Source organism: Synechococcus sp. PCC 6312, from assembly GCF_000316685.1.
Classification (GTDB): domain Bacteria; phylum Cyanobacteriota; class Cyanobacteriia; order Thermosynechococcales; family Thermosynechococcaceae; genus Pseudocalidococcus.
Map to the genome: position 1 here is coordinate 3051136 of NC_019680.1, position 19039 is coordinate 3070174.

Annotated in this window: 17 protein-coding genes and 1 pseudogene; 9 read left to right on the plus strand and 9 right to left on the minus strand. The window is 49.4% G+C overall.

Features of this window, described 5'->3' with window-relative positions; all coding sequences use genetic code 11:
• Positions 1-77: 77 nt before the first annotated feature.
• The 3 genes from SYN6312_RS14810 to psaX all read right to left on the minus strand — a co-directional run bounded on the left by SYN6312_RS14810 (position 78) and on the right by psaX (position 2905).
• The gene (locus tag SYN6312_RS14810) at positions 78-746 is read right to left on the minus strand and encodes a circadian clock KaiB family protein (protein ID WP_253276370.1); all 669 of its coding nucleotides are present in this window, start codon (positions 744-746) and stop codon (positions 78-80) included.
• 93 nt (positions 747-839) lie between these two features.
• Positions 840-2126 carry a type IV pilus twitching motility protein PilT gene (locus SYN6312_RS14815; RefSeq protein WP_015125711.1) on the minus strand — a complete coding sequence of 429 codons (1287 nt, stop codon included), beginning with the start codon at positions 2124-2126 and terminating at the stop codon, positions 840-842.
• Positions 2127-2785: 659 nt separating this feature from the next.
• Positions 2786-2905, minus strand: coding sequence for a photosystem I protein PsaX (gene psaX / locus SYN6312_RS14820; RefSeq protein ID WP_015125712.1), 120 nt, complete (start codon positions 2903-2905; stop codon positions 2786-2788).
• A 317-nt stretch (positions 2906-3222) separates the two neighbouring features.
• Here psaX and tsaB point away from each other — a divergent pair, with 317 nt between their 5' ends.
• Positions 3223-3858, plus strand: coding sequence for a tRNA (adenosine(37)-N6)-threonylcarbamoyltransferase complex dimerization subunit type 1 TsaB (gene tsaB, locus SYN6312_RS14825; RefSeq protein WP_015125713.1), 636 nt, complete (start codon positions 3223-3225; stop codon positions 3856-3858).
• A gap of 30 nt (positions 3859-3888) precedes the next feature.
• Here tsaB and SYN6312_RS18470 read toward each other — a convergent pair whose 3' ends face one another.
• Entirely contained in the window at positions 3889-4284 is a 396-nt protein-coding gene (locus tag SYN6312_RS18470; protein WP_015125714.1) for a hypothetical protein, read from the minus strand.
• Positions 4285-4360: 76 nt separating this feature from the next.
• On the opposite strand from SYN6312_RS18470, the gene SYN6312_RS14835 reads away from it, so the two are divergent.
• The 8 genes and pseudogenes from SYN6312_RS14835 (at position 4361) to SYN6312_RS14865 (ending at position 12622) form a co-directional block, all read left to right on the plus strand.
• Positions 4361-4846 carry a hypothetical protein gene (locus tag SYN6312_RS14835; RefSeq protein WP_015125715.1) on the plus strand — a complete coding sequence of 162 codons (486 nt, stop codon included), beginning with the start codon at positions 4361-4363 and terminating at the stop codon, positions 4844-4846.
• Between the two features lie 22 nt (positions 4847-4868).
• Positions 4869-5849, plus strand: coding sequence for an NAD(P)-dependent alcohol dehydrogenase (locus SYN6312_RS14840; protein WP_015125716.1), 981 nt, complete (start codon positions 4869-4871; stop codon positions 5847-5849).
• A gap of 52 nt (positions 5850-5901) precedes the next feature.
• Positions 5902-6753, plus strand: coding sequence for an ABC transporter permease (locus tag SYN6312_RS14845; protein WP_015125717.1), 852 nt, complete (start codon positions 5902-5904; stop codon positions 6751-6753).
• A gap of 118 nt (positions 6754-6871) precedes the next feature.
• Positions 6872-7015: pseudogene (locus tag SYN6312_RS20235) on the plus strand (transposase); the annotation flags it as partial.
• A 333-nt stretch (positions 7016-7348) separates the two neighbouring features.
• Positions 7349-8677, plus strand: a complete 1329-nt coding sequence (locus SYN6312_RS14850; RefSeq protein ID WP_015125718.1) for a CmpA/NrtA family ABC transporter substrate-binding protein — start codon at positions 7349-7351, stop codon at positions 8675-8677.
• Between the two features lie 109 nt (positions 8678-8786).
• Positions 8787-9629: a nitrate ABC transporter permease gene (gene ntrB / locus SYN6312_RS14855; RefSeq protein ID WP_015125719.1), complete on the plus strand. Its 843-nt coding sequence runs from the start codon at positions 8787-8789 to the stop codon at positions 9627-9629.
• A 144-nt stretch (positions 9630-9773) separates the two neighbouring features.
• Entirely contained in the window at positions 9774-11750 is a 1977-nt protein-coding gene (locus SYN6312_RS14860; RefSeq protein WP_015125720.1) for a nitrate ABC transporter ATP-binding protein, read from the plus strand.
• Positions 11751-11779: 29 nt separating this feature from the next.
• A complete protein-coding gene (locus tag SYN6312_RS14865) occupies positions 11780-12622 on the plus strand; it encodes a nitrate ABC transporter ATP-binding protein (protein ID WP_015125721.1) in 843 nt (280 codons plus the stop codon).
• A 33-nt stretch (positions 12623-12655) separates the two neighbouring features.
• Here SYN6312_RS14865 and SYN6312_RS14870 read toward each other — a convergent pair whose 3' ends face one another.
• The 5 genes from SYN6312_RS14870 to dnaK form a co-directional block, all read right to left on the minus strand.
• The gene (locus tag SYN6312_RS14870; protein ID WP_015125722.1) at positions 12656-14818 is read right to left on the minus strand and encodes an ATP-binding protein; all 2163 of its coding nucleotides are present in this window, start codon (positions 14816-14818) and stop codon (positions 12656-12658) included.
• 103 nt (positions 14819-14921) lie between these two features.
• Positions 14922-15434, minus strand: a complete 513-nt coding sequence (locus tag SYN6312_RS14875) for a diheme cytochrome C (RefSeq protein WP_015125723.1) — start codon at positions 15432-15434, stop codon at positions 14922-14924.
• Positions 15435-15437: 3 nt separating this feature from the next.
• A complete protein-coding gene (locus SYN6312_RS14880) occupies positions 15438-15827 on the minus strand; it encodes a DUF4346 domain-containing protein (protein WP_015125724.1) in 390 nt (129 codons plus the stop codon).
• Positions 15828-15961: 134 nt separating this feature from the next.
• Positions 15962-16960, minus strand: coding sequence for a DnaJ C-terminal domain-containing protein (locus SYN6312_RS14885; protein WP_015125725.1), 999 nt, complete (start codon positions 16958-16960; stop codon positions 15962-15964).
• Positions 16961-16971: 11 nt separating this feature from the next.
• Positions 16972-19008: a molecular chaperone DnaK gene (gene dnaK / locus SYN6312_RS14890; RefSeq protein WP_015125726.1), complete on the minus strand. Its 2037-nt coding sequence runs from the start codon at positions 19006-19008 to the stop codon at positions 16972-16974.
• Positions 19009-19039: the final 31 nt, after the last annotated feature.

A 19039-nucleotide genomic window follows, 5' to 3' on the forward strand; every position in this document is an offset into this window, starting at 1 on the left:
TCTCTGCAGAAATGACCCAGAGCTTAGGTGAAAGTGCATTAGTGTGGTTAGTCCAGATCAATGGCGATAGATGACACTCAATAGAGTAGGGGCGGATCCTCAAGTAGCCATTGTAATGTCGCTAAGTCATCTAACTTACCAACTAAGCGGCGTAAAGGGGGTGGGGAGACACGCACTAACGTTGGTGTTGCGGTGACTTGATCGCTCTCCGCTAATTCTGGTTGTCGGGTCACATCCACAATTTTTAAGGTATAGGGAGCCGCTAGACACTGAGGTAATAGTCCGTGCAGTGTTTTCAGAGTTTGGGCCGTGGCTATAGAGTGCCCAGATACATAGAGGCGTAAGGTATAACTGACTGGATTCTCAAACAAGATTGGCGGCGAACTGACCGTAATGCTAGGGGACTCCAGGCCATGGACTAAATTATGATGCTGCCAAAGTTGTGGAAAGCGGGGACGATAGCTCTCAATCGAACGCAGATCATGACTGAGGCTAGAGCTGGCTAACCGCTGCCACGGCAGTTGGATCATCGCTGGATGCTCAAACAACACATCCAAGAGGAATCGCTGCGACCAAACAAGGGGATGAGCCTCAGCGACGACGGATAATTGTTGAGTGGGTAAATCCACCCAGAAATCAACAGTCGCTGTATAAGCTGGACACAAGAAAAGGGGTGGCTCAGGTAAGTCTAGTAGCCCTTGGAGAACTGAGCAGAGATGATGATGCCAGCGCCCCTGCTTGCTCACAGCTAGGCCATAGACCAGATCAAAGGCTGGGGTGAATAGCGCAACGCCCTTGAATAACCAGGATTGTGTTTGTTGGTGCCCCCCCCCCATCGATCAGATTCGACCCCGCAGAATTTGGGCCATTTCGTTGGGTTTCGGGGAATTTTCTAGGGCTGTTTCCTCATCAATTCGACCCGCTTCATAGAGGTCGTAAAGACACATATTAAAAGTACACATCCCGTCATAGGCACACTGGGGAATAATCGCCTCAATTTCTTCTACGTCTCCCCGTAGAATATAGTCCTTGATGGCATCGGTGTTGATCATAATTTCATGGATCGCCGCCCGCTTTCCATCGGTCGTTCGCACCAGGCCTTGGGCAATGACCCCCACCAAGGATTCGGCAACCTGCATCCGCATTGGCCCCTGTTCTTCTGGTTTGTAAAGGTTAAGAATCCGTTCAATGGTTTTCACCGCGCTGTTCGTGTGCAACGTGCCAAAAACTAAGTGACCCGTTTGGGCAGCCTTGAGGGCCGTATTCACCGTTTCCCGATCCCGCATTTCCCCAATCAGGATGATATCGGGGTCTTCCCGTAACGAAGCCTTGAGAGCATTATCAAACTCCAGGGTATGAATCCCCACTTCCCGCTGACGAATCAAAGAACGTTTACTTTGGTGGACAAACTCAATCGGGTCTTCAATGGAGATAATATGCTTCGGCATTTCCGAGTTGATGTAGTCCACCATCGCGGCCAAAGTTGTCGATTTCCCAGACCCCGTCGGCCCCGTGACTAAAATCAAGCCCTTGTGATAGTGACAGAGGTCTTGGAAAACCGTCGGCAACCCCAACTGTTCCATGGTCAAAATTTTCAGAGGAATCAGTCGCAAAACCATCGCCGGGCCTTTCAGGGCAATGAAAACATTAATCCGCACCCGAGCCATGCCTTCATATTGGTAAGCCCCATCGTATTCCAGGCGACTCCAAAACTGCTCAATTTGGGGCGGGGTGAGAATCTCGTTCAGCCAGTAGTTAAATATCTCCTTATCCGTAACGGGGTGATTCGTGGTGATCATCCGACCCCGCTCCCGAAACCGTGGTGACTCGCCGACCCCCAAATGCACATCTGAATAGCCATTTTCATAGGCTTCCCGCACCAGTTGCTCCATTGTGGGGCCGTTAATTCGGCGAGTGGCATTGGGTGGGAGTGCGCCTGGGCCTTGAACTCTGGACTGGGGCGTGGAAACAGGTGGGGCGGCCGCAGCAGCAGGCATCCTTGGCGGGGGGGCGGGTAAGGGTAAGGTTTGATTTGGCATTGCTGGCATTGGCGGCCGGGCAGGGGGGGGTGGGGCGGGCATCCGGGGCGGGGGAGATGGGATGGGAGGATACTGGGGATCGGGCATGGAACGGCCTCCAGAAGACGTTTAGAGAGGGTAATGGGGTTTAGCTAGCTTCACAATCCAAAATCATCCTATGCACATGGCCAGTATAGAAACCTTTGTCTATTCCTGGGGGGCTAATCTCATTACCGATGAGGGGATGCAGGGGGTCTTCGCTGGGGAGCAATGTCTGACCATAGCGTTACGCAGACTGTTCTGAGAGAGTAGAAATCTTAAAAGGACTGCCCATAGAGCATTTCCTGACTTGCCCCAAATAAGGGTCTTAAATGAGTAACGCTATAGAGGATCCCTGGGGTTAGTTGAAGGGGCGCTGACAGGTTTGAGTAAATTCAGGGCCAAGAACGGATGAAGCCCACTGGAGATTAATCCGTCTTTCCAGGCCCCAGCTAAGAGAACCTATAGTGTGGGTAAGTGAACCGGCCAAATCCCTGCTGTAAATTCACCTGATTAATAATGACTGATGCCTGACAAACAGGTGATTAGCTGGCTCTGATCGGTGCTCAAGGATTTACTTTTTGATCAATAAAACGACTGATTTCCCTAGACCTGCGGCCTCAGATATCCCCAGGCTAGCCAATGCCCTATTTTTCATGTGTCGTAGCAATGGATTTGGGGGTAAAAAACCGCTGCTTGGCCTGGAGATATCTTCTGGGTCAAGAGAATTATTTGATTACACCAAAGTAGTAGCCAGCCACAACAAAATTAATAATCAATAACAGTACCGCCCAACTGGCGCGAAATGTATAGGTAGGTTTAGCGGTTTTGGTCGTTTTAGTAGCCATGTCAGTCTCCGCAAGATTCACTAAGGTGATTTTTCCCAATCATACAACTGTTGTTTCCCTGGTTGATGGCTAGAAATCTATTGGATGTTTAATCGAGGTCTATAGCGTTACGCAGACTGTTCCGAGAGAGTAGAAGTCTTAAAAAGACTGCCCATCAAGCATTTTCTGACTTGTCCCAATAAGAGCCCTAAATGAGTAACGCTATATTGGTGGCGGATAACTTGTGCCTGGGGATATCTGGGAATTGTTAAACTCTGAGAAGATGGAAGTTAGACAGGCATAACCTGGGAAAGCGGCGTTTTAATCTGACAACTTTGATGAATGAAACTGGACAGGGCTTAATTTTGTGTACGGCCGGGCCGGAGTTGGGTTTGGGACTGATTGGCACTCAAGGGGGGTCGCGGTGGCAAAGTTGGGACTTGGGCCGGGAAATGGCTGTGTATTTGCATTCCCGTTTAGCAGAGTTTTTTCCGACCCAGGCCTGGCGGGATCTAGACTTTATTGCGGTCTGTCGAGGGCCAGGCAGTTTTACCGGAACGCGCTTAGGCGTTGTCACGGCGAGAACCTTAGCCCAACAGTTGCAATTACCTTTATTCGGGATTTCTACCCTAGCGGCCGGGGCCTGGAGTGTGGGGCAAACCTTAACGGAGCCATTAACCTTAGCCATTGATTTTCCAGCCCAACGGGATCATGTTTATGGCGCAATTTTTCAGGTTGATCCCAACAGTCCAAAGATCAAAACTGTGCAAGAAGATATGTTAATCACGACCGGGGCCTGGGAGGAATTACTGAGTCACTCACCCTATCATCCCAAACGGGTTCCTCTGCCAGATATTCTTAGATTACTCCCAGGAATTGCTGGACTGGCTCAAGCCCAATACTCTGCGGGTCAACGTCCTCATTGGCAAACTGTCATTCCGTTTTATGGGCAAACCTGGCAACCCAAGCCTTAAATTGTTGATCAGCGTTCCTGAAGACTGGGTTTACAACTTCGGGCTTTTGTCATCAGAATTGTCCTGATCTTCTTGGGATTTGAAACGATTGACAGCGTTCACTTGAATAGTTTTTATTCCCCCCTTAGCTAAAGCTCCGGCTGCCAGTGGCACACCCAAACCACCCCCAACAAAAATAACGAGTGAAACAACTCCTTTCAGGGCCTTTTCTCCTTGAGAACAATTATTAGGCAAGGCACAGCCCATCGGCCCCATCGCAAAGGCTAACCAGACAGCAGGTATAAACGAAAATGGGAAAATTAACACTGCAACTAAACAGCCTGCCCCATTAGCAAGCCATCCAGAAGAATGAGTTGGTTCATTACTGTTTGAGCTTTTCACCAGAGAATGACCAATGAGGATGCTGGAAACTCTATCAAAAGTCATTAGATTGCTTTACCTTATAAGCTCAATCATCCCCAGGCCTGGTGTAATCTGTTAGGGCTAGCTCTGTTGGGGATTTATGACGGCGGCCGACTCGATTACCGATAACCCCTGGTATTTGGCAGCCCAACTGGTGCAACCGGCCCTGATTCGTTTGGTGGATCAACTGCGGCAACAACTAACCGACACGGCCTGGAAAAGCAGTTATGAAACGGTGGAAGTTTGGCCCGAAAATCCCCCCGGCCATCAAGACCCGGCCGAGACTGAACCGCAAATTCTCTATTGGCTGTACCTTAACCCCAAAGATGCACCTAGTGAAACTCAACCTATCCAGATTAACCTCTGGGAACTGTGTTATCAAATTTGTTTTGAATCTTACACCCCAGTTTTGGATCGCCCGACAATTCAGGATTTTCAGTTGGGGGATGTGGCGGTGGATCGGACGTTATTTGACGATGATGGAGAAGTAGATTGGAATCGCTTAGATACGAAGGCGGCTGAGGTCGTTAAGACCATGTTGAATTTTTATAATTCTTCAATAAAATATTCTTGTGAGCCGGATTAAGACAATCTTTTGAGGAACCTTGATGAAAGCGATTGTATGCACAGAATACGGCGGGGCAGAGGGGATGCAGCTCCAGGAAATAGAAAAGCCGACTCCTAGGGAAAAACAAGTCCTAATCAAAATTTCTGCGACAACAGTAACCTCCGCTGACGTGCGTATCCGCAAAGCTGACCCATTCCCTGTTCGATTTTTCTATGGTCTGAGAAAGCCTAAACATAATACGATTTTGGGGTCTGAGTTAGCGGGAGAAATTGAAGCCATCGGTAAAAATGTGACGCGGTTTAAAAAGGGGGATCGGGTTTTTGCGGGAGCCGGAATAACGCTTGGGGCTAATGCTGAATATATTTGTATGGATGAGGCTGGAGCGATTGCAATCAAACCCAACAATATGACCGATGAAGAAGCAGCATCTATTCCGTTTGGGGCCACAACTTCCTTGACGTTCTTGAGAGATAAGGGAAATATCCAGAGTGGGCAAAACGTTTTAATCTATGGGGCCTCGGGAGCTTTGGGGACGGCGGCTGTCCAACTGGCAAAAGCCTTTGGTGCAAATGTGACTGGGGTTTGTAGTACAGCGAATTTAGAATTAGTCAAAGCCCTAGGCGCGGATCAGGTGATTGACTATAGCCAAGAAGACTTTACTCAGAACAAAAATACCTACGATATTGTCTTTGATACGGTGGGTAAAAGCCCATTTTCAGGCTGTCTTGATTCACTGAAACCCAATGGAATTTATCTCAGGGCAGTTCATTTTGATCCGGTCTCAATCCTGCGAGGGCTATGGGTTTCCATGACAAGTAGTAAAAAAGTCATTGGTGGAGTGGCAATTGAGCGTCAAGCAGACCTGATTTTTCTGAAGGAGTTAATTGAGTCCGGGAAATTAAAAGCAGTCATCGATCGGTGTTATCCATTGGCAGAGATTGCCGCAGCTCAGCGATATGTGGAACAAGGCCACAAGAAAGGAACTGTGGTGATCACTGTGGCTCATAATCACAAAAGCTAATCACCGCGCTGGATCGGAAATGATCAACCACTTTGGGGGAGATGTTTAGATTGTGAAATTACGTCAATCCTGCAATTTAAGTCAGGTTTTATTTGCCCTGGGCCTGGGGATTACGATTTTGTATATTTTGATTGCCCTGTTCTGCCCCCTCTTCCAGGCCTGGGGATGGATCGCCAACCCGCAAGAATTTTTAGATTTCCCAGTCCATCAACCGCCTTCGAGTCAACATTGGTGGGGAACGAATCGCCAGGGCTATGATGTTTTTTCGCGCACTCTCTTTGGCACCCAGGCCGCGTTACAAGTTGTTGTTGTGGCCACCCTATTTAGCTTAGTGATTGGGGTTCCCCTTGGCCTGGTGAGTGGTTATTTGGGTGGGCGACTTGATACGGCGTTGTTGTTTGTTATGGATACGATTTATACCCTCCCAGGCCTGTTATTGGCAGTTACTGTTGCCTTTGTGGTCGGAAAAGGCGTAGTGAATGCGGCGGTGGCCTTAAGTGTGGCCTATATTCCCCAGTATTATCGAGTGGTCAGAAATCAAACCATTAGCCTCAAAACTGAAGTCTTTATCGAAGCGGCCCAGGCCATGGGAGCCAGCACCAGCCGGATTCTGAGTCGGTATTTATTTCTCAATGTGTTGCCCAGTATTCCCGTGTTGTTTACCCTCAATGCCGCCGATGCGATCTTAACCTTAGCTGGCCTGGGATTTTTGGGATTAGGTTTACCGCCGCAAGTGCCAGAATGGGGGCAGGATTTACGCCAGGCCTTGGATGGGTTATCGGTCGGTATTTGGTGGACAACCTTGTTTCCAGGCCTGGCCATGACGTTGTTAGTGGTGGGCTTATCGTTACTGGGGGAGGGCCTGGGGGAAACCTTAAATCCCCTGAATCGCCGAGACTCATAGGGCGTGTCACCAATTAGCAGAATTAACAAAAGCATCAAAAAGTGGATGATTGAGTCAAGACGTTACTGTATCAAGGTAATACTGGAATGAGACGCTACGCTCTGAGATTCGTGTGGTTCATACCCGCTTTACTCGATGGTCTCGTTCAGCGGTTGGGGAACGAATCTTTAAGCTGTTAGCTGACGAGGCGGATAATGAGTATGCGAGGATTGATGCCACGATTGTGCGGACTCATCAACATAGTGCTGGAGCTAAAAAAAAGAGCCGGTAAATGACACGCCCTAGGGACTATCACGATCTTCTCGTTCGGAGTTTCTGATTTAAAACATAAGAAAAAAATTATCTAGGCATCTAAATGGAGGCATAAGTCGAGCATATGAATTTGATTAATAGATCTATTGATGGCCTATCTCATTTAGTATTGTCTTTGTAACTGAAGTAATCTATAAACAATACTATGGGTTTTCCGTTCACTGTTTAGACCTTAATCGAGCCAGCGCGGATTTTGTCTAAGCACAGTTAACAAATGTTGCCTGGGTCATCTTCATGGCTTGGGATAGAGCAACTTATCTTCTTTCTTTTATAAGGGTGACTTATGAATAGAGTCTCGCGTCGCAATTTTTTATTGACTGCTACTTCTACAGCCGTTGGAGCCTTGGTTTTGAAGGGATGTGCCACCGCCCCAGAAACTCCGAGTGCTTCTCCAAGTCCAGCGACTCCAACTGCGGCGGGAGTTGAAGTGGACACCATTAAACTCGGTTATTTACCAATTGTCGAGTCGGCCCCGCTCATCATTGCCAAGGAAAAAGGCTTTTTTGCCAAACATGGCTTACCCAATGCCGAGGTCTCCAAGCAAGCCAACTGGGCTAGTGCTCGGGATAATGTCGTGATTGGGGCAGCGGCCGGGGGAACAGATGGCGGTCAATGGCAAATGCCGATGCCTTACTTGCTCAATGAAGGGGCGATTACCACCAACAATCAAAAAGTGCCGATGGCGCTGCTGCTCAAGCTCAATACTCAGGGGAATGGGATTGCAATTTCTGGTGCCCAAAAAGGAAAAGGAGTTCACCTCAACATTAAAGACCCGAACTACATTAAAACTGGCCTGGGGCGGAAATTTAAGGCAGCGTTCACCTTTCCCAAGGCCAATCAGGATTTCTGGATTCGTTACTGGTTGGCAGCCAATGGGATTGATCCCGACAAAGATATTGAATTGCTAACGGTTCCCCCAGCTGAGACTGTCAAGGGGATGCAGAATGGGACAATGGATGCCTTTAGTACCGGGGATCCCTGGCCCTACCGGATTGTTAAGGAAGATATTGGCTTTATTGGGGCCTTAACGGCGCAGGTTTGGCCCTATCACCCGGAAGAATATCTGGCGATTCGATCTGACTGGGTGGAGAAAAATCCTAATGCCACCAAAGCCCTTTTAAAAGCGGTCATGGAAGCTCAACAGTGGTGTGATGATTTTGCCAATCGGGATGAATTGGTCAAAATTGTTTCTCAGCGGCAATACTTTAATGCGCCTGTGGATGTGTTGTTGGCTCCTTATAAAGGGCAGTACGACATGGGCGATGGCCAGCCGAAAATCAATGATCCCAAAATGGCGGTGATGTACTGGAAAGACCCCAATGGCAACAGTATTTCTTTCCCCTATAAGAGTCATGATCTTTGGTTCCTAACTGAAAGCATTCGCTGGGGTTTCCATAAAGAGACGATTAAAGACTTAGCCACGGCCCAAGCCCTGATTGATCAGGTGAATCGTTCGGATCTATGGCGAGAAGCTGCAAAAGAGTTGGGTCTGCCAGCCAGTGATATTCCAACAACCGATTCTCGTGGGGTGGAGAAATTCTTTGACGGGGTAGAGTTTGATCCTGCGAATCCGCAAAAATATCTTGACAGCCTCAAGATTAAGGCGGCTTAACCCCTCTTTTCAATTCTTTTAGATGTCTCCCAACTACAACTGTTTGCTCATCACTCCTCACGTTATTTCTTGATTTTATGACTCAACCTAGAATAAAAGGTATGTATTTATGGCAGTTAGTCTAGATCGTTCCAAGAATTCATCCGGATTACCGAAGGGGTTAGCCAAGTTCTGGCAAAAGCAGGGTGGAAATATTGGTTTACCGTTGATTGGTCTATTCGGGTTTTTAGCCGCCTGGCAAATTCTCTCTTGGACAAAGATACTGGCTTTGCCCGGCCCCATTGAGGTGTTGGCCAATGAGCGCAGTCGGTATTTAATTTTTCATCCTTTTTACTACAACAGTGATTTGGATCAAGGCCTGGCGCGGCAAACCTTTATTAGTCTGACCCGGGTGGCCCAAGGCTATTTCTTGGCCGCGATTGTTGGCATTACCTTGGGTATTGTTGTTGGCACAAGTCCAAATGTTAACAAAGCTCTTGATCCAATTTTCCAGTTTTTACGGATGGTTGCGCCTTTAGCGTGGGTTCCGATTGCCTTAGCCGCGTTACGTCAAAATGAACCAGCAGCGATCTTCGTGATTTTCATTACCTCGATTTGGCCAATTTTAATTAACACAGCCGTGGGTGTCCGCGAAATTCCCCAAGATTATAAAAATGTGGCTCGTGTCCTCAAGATTTCCAAACAAAAATTCTTTCTCAAGATTCTTATCCCCTCAGCCTTGCCCTATATTTTCACGGGCTTACGGATTGCCATTGGCCTGGCCTGGTTGGCAATTATTGCCGCTGAAATTGTTATGTCCGGTGTAGCCGGAATTGGTTTCTTTATTTGGGATGCCTATCAACAAAACTACGTTACTGAAATCATTGTGGCAGTGGTCTATATCGGTGCGGTGGGGTTGGCCTTGGATCGCTTAGTCGCCTTCATTCAAACCAAAATTGCGCCTGGGAACTAAGGGAACCTATCGTCATTTCTGTCAAAACTGAGACATTCAAAACGTCTACTCAAACTCGTTTTAACTACTTTGGTGTTTGATTCCTCAGCAAAATGACGATAACCAGCAATTCTTGAATAATTTCTAACAGGATGAGGTGAAGTTATGGGTGTTTTTGTTGCAGTTGATCAAGTCGAAAAGGTGTTTAATCTCACGAATGGCGGGCAATACCTTGCGCTCAAAGGAATTGATCTGCAGATTAAAAAGGGTGAGTTTATTTCCCTGATTGGTCACTCTGGTTGTGGTAAATCAACGTTGCTGAATATGATTGCTGGCCTGGATTTGCCCAGCGATGGGATCGTCACCTTAGAAGGTCAGCGAATCAATCAACCCGGCCCCGACCGGATGGTGGTGTTTCAAAATTATTCGCTACTGCCTTGGTTAACAGTGCGGGAAAACATTGCGTTGGCTGTTGAGGAAGTCTTACCCCACATCCCCAAAGGTGAGCGTAAACAGATTGTCGAGCAACATATTGACTTGGTGGGCTTACGTCATGCGGCCGATAAACCCCCAGGCCAGTTATCCGGTGGCATGAAACAACGGGTGGCCATTGCCCGAGCCTTAGCGATTCGCCCGAAATTATTACTCCTGGATGAACCCTTTGGCGCATTGGATGCCTTGACAAGGGGGAATTTGCAAGAGCAATTAATGCGGATTTGTGAAGAAAGCCAAGTCACGGCCGTTATGGTCACCCATGATGTCGATGAGGCGGTGTTGCTCTCAGATCGGATTGTTATGCTCACCAATGGGCCGGGTTCCAAGATCGGCGGCATTCTGGAAGTAGATATTCCCAGGCCCCGCAAGCGGCTGGAGGTGGTGGATCATCCCAGTTATTACAGCCTCCGCAGTGAGGTGATCTATTTTCTCAATCAACAAAAACGGGTCAAACAACTCCAGGCCCGCCGCAAACCCGCCATTGCCCGGCATGGATTGGAAAAAATCAATCTTGAACTAGGTTTCTTGCCGTTAACGGCCTGTGCTCCCATTGCTGTGGCCCAAGAAAAAGGCTTTTTTGCTAAACATGGCCTGGATGAAGTGTCCTTGGTGCGGGAAACCAGTTGGCGAGGGATTACGGATGGCATGAGTCGGGGCTATCTTGATGCGGCCCAAATGCCGGGGGGAATGCCAGTTTGGTTAACAGTGGGTGGGGAAAATAATCAACCCCTGCCGGTTGTTAGTGCTTTGACCTTAACCCGCAATGGTAATGGCATTACGCTGTGTAAACGGTTTGCCGAACAGGGGATTAAAACCCTGAAGGATTTCCATCAATACCTGCTCCAATCGGCAGATCAACGGCACACCTTGGGCATGGTTCACCCCTCTTCGATGCACAATTTGCTGTTGCGCTATTGGTTGGCGGCCGAAGGCATTCATCCGGATCACGATGTCACTTTGCAAACCATTCCCCCGGCCCAGATGGTAGCGAGTCTGCGGTCTAAAACCATCGATGGTTATTGCGTGGGGGATCCCTGGAATCGCCGGGCCGAGTTAGAGGGCATTGGGTTTACGGTTGCCGGAGATTTAGATATCTATCCAGGCCATCCGGGGAAAGTTTTAGGCGTGCGAGAAGACTGGGCCATGGCCTATCCCAATACCCACATTGCCTTGGTCAAAGCCCTGCTGGATGCCTGTCAATATTGTGCCGACCCCAACCACAGCGAGGAAATTCGCCAAATCCTCAGCCAGAAGCAATATGTCGGAACTGATCCTGAGTACCTAGAGTTAGGAATGGATGATTCTGACCAGGCCGTGCATCATCTGTTCTATGGCGATGGGGTCAACCGGCCCAGTCGGACGGAACACCTGTGGATGATGGCCCAAATGGCCCGCTGGGGGGATGTGCCGTTTCCGCGCAATTGGGTAGAAATTCTGGAGCGGGTCTGTCGGGTGAGTGTCTTTAGTACAGCGGCCCGAGAACTCGGCTTGATGGATATTAAATACCGCACCGGCCCGATTCAACTCTTTGATGGCACAGTCTTTAATGCCGATGACCCAATTGGCTACCTGAATGGCGTGGACATTAAGCATGAGATTTATATTGCCGAAGTTCCCCTAAATGCCCCTCAAGCACTGGCTGCTTAGTGATATTATTTGCTATAGGAAAATTTATAATGCTGAATACTCAATCTCCCAACTCTGCGTCGTTGCGACTGCCCACCCAGGCCCCTGATGAGTTCTTAGTTCTAGAAAACGTTGCCAAGGTCTATCCCACCCCCAAAGGCCCCTATCCAGTTTTGCAAGATGTGAACTTGACCGTTGCGGCGGGAGAATTTATTTGCCTAATTGGCCATTCCGGCTGTGGGAAAACAACCCTCTTGAATATGGTGTCTGGATTTGCGACCCCCAGTAGTGGCTATGTCAGTTTACGGAATACCCCTATCACGGGGCCTGGCCCGGATCGAATGGTGGTGTTTCAGAACTATGCCCTCTTACCTTGGTTAAGTGCTCTAGAGAATATCTATTTGGCTGTTGATTCCGTCTATCCCCGTAAATCCCGGCCGGAAAAAATGGCCATTGCGCGGGAACACTTGGCCCTGGTTGGCTTAACCGATGCCGCCGATAAATGTCCACCCCAACTCTCTGGAGGGATGAAACAACGGGTTTCCATTGCTCGGGCTTTGGCGATTCGGCCGGAAGTGTTGATTTTGGATGAACCCTTTGGGGCGTTGGATGCGATTACCAAAGAAGAACTGCAAGAAGAATTGCTGAAAATTTGGAATGATCATCGCTGTACGGTGTTGATGATTACCCACGACATTGATGAAGCGTTGTTCTTGGCGGATCGCCTCGTGATGATGACTAACGGCCCAGCAGCCCAAATTGGTGAAATTTTAACCATTCCTTTTCCCAGACCTCGGCAACGAGAACGGATTATGGAGGATCCAGAATTTTATCGCCTCCGAAATTATGCTCTGGACTTTCTCTATAATCGCTTTGCCCATGATGATGAGTAATTAAATCGGAAAGCCAGGGGCCTGGGAGGCAATTTAAGGTTGGCAGGGTAGCTCAATTGAAAATGTTGTGATGCCCTGTTCACTGGTTACGGTAATCTGACCATTGAGTTGCTCGACTAACTTTTTCACCAAGGCTAACCCCAGGCCAGTCCCACCTTGTTTCCAAGGATCGGCGTTCGGTACTCGATAAAACTTATCAAAGATTCGCGGTAACTCGCTTGTGGGAATTTCCGATTGATTGGTGACCCACAGTTTGAGACTTGCGGGGCCGGATTGCGGCTCTAAAACTAAATCCTGAACGGCCACTCCCAGGCCAATTTCACCCTGATCCGGCGTATATTTGCAGGCATTATTTAACAACTCTGCTAAAACCCGCTCCAAGCCATGACGATTTGTGACGAGGGGAGGTAAATTGGGAGGACAAGAAAACATTAGCTGTTGCTGGCGTTGCTGCATTCGACTCCGAAAGGGTTCGATGACAAGGGGGAGCCATTCTTTTAAGTCAATACGCTCCTGACTCACCGGGCCGGGCCGGGCTTCTAGGCGTTGTAAATCGAGCAGGTCGTTAATTAAATCTGTTTCCCGAGTACATTCATTCGCCAGAATCTCTAAATAGCGGGCTTGTCGTTTCTCTAGGGGAAATTGCCGCAGCATATGAATAGCCATTTTGATATTGGCCATCGGCGTGCGCAATTCATGGGAAACCGTACTTAAAAAGTCATCCTTGAGGGCATTCAGTTGCTCCAATTCCTGCATTTTTTGTAACAGTTCCGCCGTCCGTTCCGTCACCTGCTGCTCCAAATCGGCATTGAGTTCCTGTACCTGCTGATATAACAGGGCTTGATGAATGGCCAAGGCACATTGATCCGCAATGATTTTAACCAAGCTCAGATCTTCTGTTGTCCAACTGGGGCGATCATCTTGGGCAAATTTCTCAGGGACTAAACATTGAGACAGCCGAGAATTAGCTTGGGTTTGAATCAGGGTAATATTACCAAGGTAGCGATTGAGATAAATGAGTGGTGTAATCAACAGCGTATGTAAACAGAGGGAATCAAAATAAGGCCTGAAATCTGTAGAAATTTCTGGTTGATCTGACCAAAGTAGCACCTGTTGCCCCAACTGTAATGGCTCAAGAAACTGCTGATAACTATCCTGATTTAATCTCCTCAACTCTGGGGGCGGGGTTGCTGTCAAATGCCTGGCCTGGGCGATGATGAATGTTTCCGTCTGGTGGGGGCTGATTAAGCAATAGCTGGCCCCGAGAGCTTCTAAGAGTAAATCTGCGGTGATTTGTAATACTTCTGTCACGACCATCGTTGTCCGCATGGCCTGGATAATCCGGTTAATCACCGCTTCCCGTTGGGCCTGCTGCCGGAGTTGTTCTTCGGCCCGTTTGCGATCAGTAATATCCGTCACATAGGTACGAATCAACTCACTTTCATAGATGTAATGAATGGACTGTTCATAGATGCGATCGCCAATTTCCACTTCACGGATATTGACCTTTTCCCGGTGCTTGCCGACTCGGGTGGCTAACTCCTGTAAACCAATTAAAATCGGGTGTTGCATTCCTAAGGCCTGGATATTCTTAAATTCCATCACCGCTGCGGGGTTGGCATAGGTAATGCTCCCCTTTAGATCAATTTCAACAATTGGATTAGGAGTCAGTTCAGGATAGGAGGCTAAACGGACTAAGGCCGCCTCACTAAACTCAGCCAACTCCGCCGCTGTTGCCGAGGGTACCAAGGTTGAATAGGGGTTACTTGCTTTAGAAATAAATCCCAAAATATCCGAGTTTTCCCAAAAGCCATTAAACTCCTCATCGGTCATATTTTGGAAGGCAAAGTAGCGGGCTTTCACATCTCCAGCGAAAGAAATCATATCTCCATCTTGCAAGTCGTGGGAAAATTGCCGCTGACCATTGATTAAAATCCCATTGGTACTCCGTTTACCTTGTAAGTCCCCATCTACCATCCGAAACAAATAGTTAGCCGAATCGGGGGCTGTGACCCGCAGTAAGATGGCGTGTTGGCGGGAGACCAGTTTGGAGGCAACAACAATTGAATTAGTCGGATCTCGGCCGATGGTGTAGGTTGCCGCTTCGAGGAGAATTGGCCGCCGCCCCTGAGCATCTTCCAAAACCAAAAGATGACGGACTTGTTGCAGTTGGGTCTCAACCGTGCCAGCGGACATAGGCAAAAGAGAGTTAGTTGCTCTTAGTTTACAAAAGTCGGGCTGGCCTGGGCAGATGAGGGCCGGTTGAACGGATATCCCCGACATTGGGCTTCTCTGGAAATTATGGCGCAGTGGGTGTTGAAAATTGCTGCCAATTGGGCACTAAGGTGATGTAGTCCAACTGCTGGGCGGCGGGATGGCAGCTTTTACAGCTACCCAGGCCAATGGGCTGACTCAACTCTACCCCTGGGTGCAAGACGCGAAAGAAGCGAGATTGTCTCAGGCGATAGGGAACTGTTTCCCCAGTCCGAATCGGGCGGGAATAGGTGCGTAAATAGGGCCAAATTAAATTGAAGTCTAATTTAGGCAGGGGTTGGAGTTGAATGCCGTAGTGGTTGATGTCTTGAATCAGGACACGCCAAGTATCGGTCGATAGGGTTTGGGCTGGAACTGGTAAATGACAACTGCCGCACCGTTGGACGTATAACTCAGCCCCCAAACGCAACCTACCTAAGCTTGGTTGGGCTGGATCTGCCCCTTGACTCCAGGCCCCCAGCCCCCAGCCCAAGACACTACAAACACTCAGTAGCAGGCCCAGTCCCCAGAGCCATCGCCGTTGCCATCGTTGCTTCATCCGTTAATCCTGCACATAGGAAAGACCTAAATCCAGACAATGCTCAGCCCGTTGAAACTCTCGCCCCAAGTAGGCTGCGTGATCTAAGCAAGTGACTAAGCAAGGATCGGGGGTTTCAAAAATCTCAATACAGAGTTCCTTGGCAGTCCGACCTTGAAACACATGGGCGGGTTCCCGGACATTTTTGCCACGGGTGGGAATCGGTAAGCCTGTATCCGGATCTAAGGCTAGGCCCTTGTCATTAACGATGTTGGTGTAATGTTTGGCCACAATCAGGGCATTTTCAGCATCAACGTAAATAATGAAGTAGCCACCAGGGTCTAACTTAATAAACCGTTGGGAGAGTTTGTCATTGAGGGTTGTGCGCCCGGCCTGGGTTAAAGATAATTCCATACATGAGCTAAGGAAAGCAACAAAACAGCACCAATTTCGGCATTAGCCCCTCCCGCAAGATTGCTTCAATCGGCCTTTCTCAAATCCTAGCCCAGTCACAGCCCCTTCCCATCGGTTTTGAGTTGGCCCCAGTCCTATAACAATTGGTCGCGGGGGTTGTAGGTTTCCATTTGGCGCAGTTGGCGATAGAGGTCTAGCTCGGCCTGGGAAATATCCCGTGGGACTTCAATCCGTATTTCCACCAACTGATCGCCCCGTTCTCCCGCTTCGGTGAGATAGCCTTTGCCGGCTAAACGGAGCCGTTGGCCAGAGCGAACTCCTGGAGGTACGGAAAGCTTGACCCAGCCATCTAAGGTTGGAGCTTCGATTTGCCCCCCTAAAACCGCTTCACTGGGAGTCACGGGTAACTGGCAAATGACATCAATTCCGTCAAGACGAAAGAGATTGTGGGGGAGAATTTCAATTCTGAGGTAGAGATCTCCACCCCCTGTACCTTGATTGCGGAGTCGAATCCGTTGCCCCGTGATCATCCCCGGCGGTAAGGTGACTTCTAAGGAGCGGCCATCTCCGAGACGAATTCGCTCCCGCCCCCCTTGGTAGGCTTTTTCGAGGGGCACTTCCAAAGAGGCTTCGGCATCACGGCGCAGGGGCCTGGGACTATAGGTATTTTTCGTCACTCCCGGCCGAAAAGGATCCTCTGGACCTGTTCTGCGTTCTGCGGCAGTAGGACTCCGGCGAGTGGTATAGGTGGTTTTGCCGCGCCGGCCTAGGAGTTGGTCTAAAAAGTCTTGAAAATCATCAAAGTCTTCAATCTCAATCCCTTCAGCCACCGCCGCCCGGCCAACCCCATTACTGCGGACTGTGGCGCTGCGATTGCGCTCCCGTTGGCGGCTATTAAATCCCGGTTGTTGCCAGTGGGCCCCATAGCGGTCATACTGATCCCGTTTGGCTGGATCACTGAGGACTTGATAGGCTTCCCCAATGGCTTTGAACATTTCCTCGGCGTTAAGATCTCCCGGATTCAGATCAGGATGGTAGAGCCGGGCCTGGCGGCGATAGGCTTTTTTGATTTCATCCCCCGAAGCAGCCCGATCTACGCCTAAGAGTTGGTAGTAATCACGAAAGTTTTGCATGGTGTTAGGTTCTACCAATCATCGTCATCATCCCAGGAATCCCAGGCCGGAGCCTCTGTGGTGCGACCATTCCGCCGTCTGGTGCCACTGCTGGGGGTTGTTTCCCACTCATCGTTATAGCCGCGACTACCGGAATTGGCTGGAACCCTGCCCCGCACCACATCCATCCCTTTCGAGACCGCTTCTCCAATATTCGGCATTTTGAAGAGATCATCTTCCTCGTCTATGTCTTCCTGGGCCTGGCGGACGGCTTGGGCAAATTCGTAGAGGGCTTCTTGGAGGGCTGCAAATTTCAGGTCTATTTGTCGCTCATCACTGGCCTGGACGCTGGCTTGCAGTTCCCGGATTAAGGCCTCTACCTGACGGCGTTGGGCAGCCGCAAACTGAAATCCTAACAGTTGGGAGGCTTCCCGGAGTTGGCGTTCCGCTTTGGTGATTAAGTCTTGAGTCCGGTTCCGTTTTTCAATTTGTTCCCGGCGGTTGCGGTCAGCTTCGGCCTGGCTCTCGGCATCTTTGAGCATTCGGTCAATTTCATCTTCTGAAAGGGTCGAAGCACCTTGAATGGAAATACTTTGCTCTCGGCCAGAATAGCGATCTAGAGCCGTGACTTGGAGCAGGCCATTGGCATCCAGATCAAAGGAGACTTGGATTTGGGGAATACCGCGGGGGGCGGGGGGAATCCCAGTGAGCTTAAACCGGCCCAGAGATTTATTATTTTCGGCTAAGTCCCGTTCCCCTTGGAGGACATGAATTTCCACTTGGCTTTGGTTATTTTCAGCAGTGGAAAAAATATCCGAACGGCGGACGGGGATGGTGGTGTTGCGGGGAATCAGCTTTTTCATCACGCCGCCGATGGTTTCCAGGCCCAGGGATAGTGGTGTCACATCTAAGAGCAAAATATCCTTGGTTTCTCCGGCTAATATCCCGGCCTGGATGGCGGCCCCAACGGCAACAACTTCATCCGGGTTCACGTTTTGATTGGGTTCGAGATCAATTAACTGCCGCACCAGATTTTGCACCATGGGCATCCGGGTCGCGCCCCCCACCAAAACCACTTCATCAATTTGGTTCGGACGTAAGCGGGCATCTCTGAGGGCCTGTTCCACCGGATAGCGCAACCGTTCTAAAAGCTCTTGGCTCAGATTCTCAAATTCACTGCGGCTGAGGTTGACTTCAATATGTTTGGGGCCGTCGGCGGTGGCCGTGACAAAGGGGAGGCTGATGTTCGTTTCTAACAGTCCAGAAAGCTCCATTTTGGCTTTTTCAGCAGCTTCGGTTAGCCGTTGCAGGGCCTGGCGGTCGCGGCGTAAATCAATGTTTTCTTCTTTCAGGAATGCTTTGGCTAACCAGTCCACAATTAACTGATCAAAGTCATTCCCGCCGAGTTGGGTATCGCCACTGGTGGCCTTAACTTCAAACACCCCGTCCCCGACATCCAAAATCGAGACATCAAAGGTACCACCGCCCAAGTCGAAGACTAAAACTGTTTGTTCCTGTTGCCGATCCAGGCCATAGGCTAAAGATGCCGCTGTCGGTTCATTAATAATCCGCCGCACATTTAAGCCAGCAATTCGCCCAGCATCGCGGGTGGCCTGACGTTGGGAGTCATTAAAATAGGCGGGGACTGTAATCACCGCATCGGTGACGGCTTGCCCCAGATAGCGGCTGGCATCTTCCACCAACTTTCGGAGGACAATGGCTGAGATTTCTTCGGCCGCAAATTCTTTTTGAAGCCGTGGGCATTTACAGCGAATGTTGCCATTTTCATCACGGCGAATCGTGTAGGGGACGCGCTTAGAATCTTCGTTGAGTTCACTATACTGGCGGCCGATAAACCGCTTCACCGCATAGAAGGTATTTTGGGGATTTAACACGGCCTGGCGGCGAGCTAATTGCCCCACCAACTGCTCTCCCTCTTTGCCAAAACCGACTACAGATGGGGTTGTCCGAGACCCTTCAGCATTAGCAATGACGATGGGCTTTCCCCCTTCCATGACCGCAACCACGGAGTTTGTTGTCCCTAAGTCAATGCCAACAATTTTGCCCATGTATTGCTGAAACCTCTCGTCCGGCAAAGTA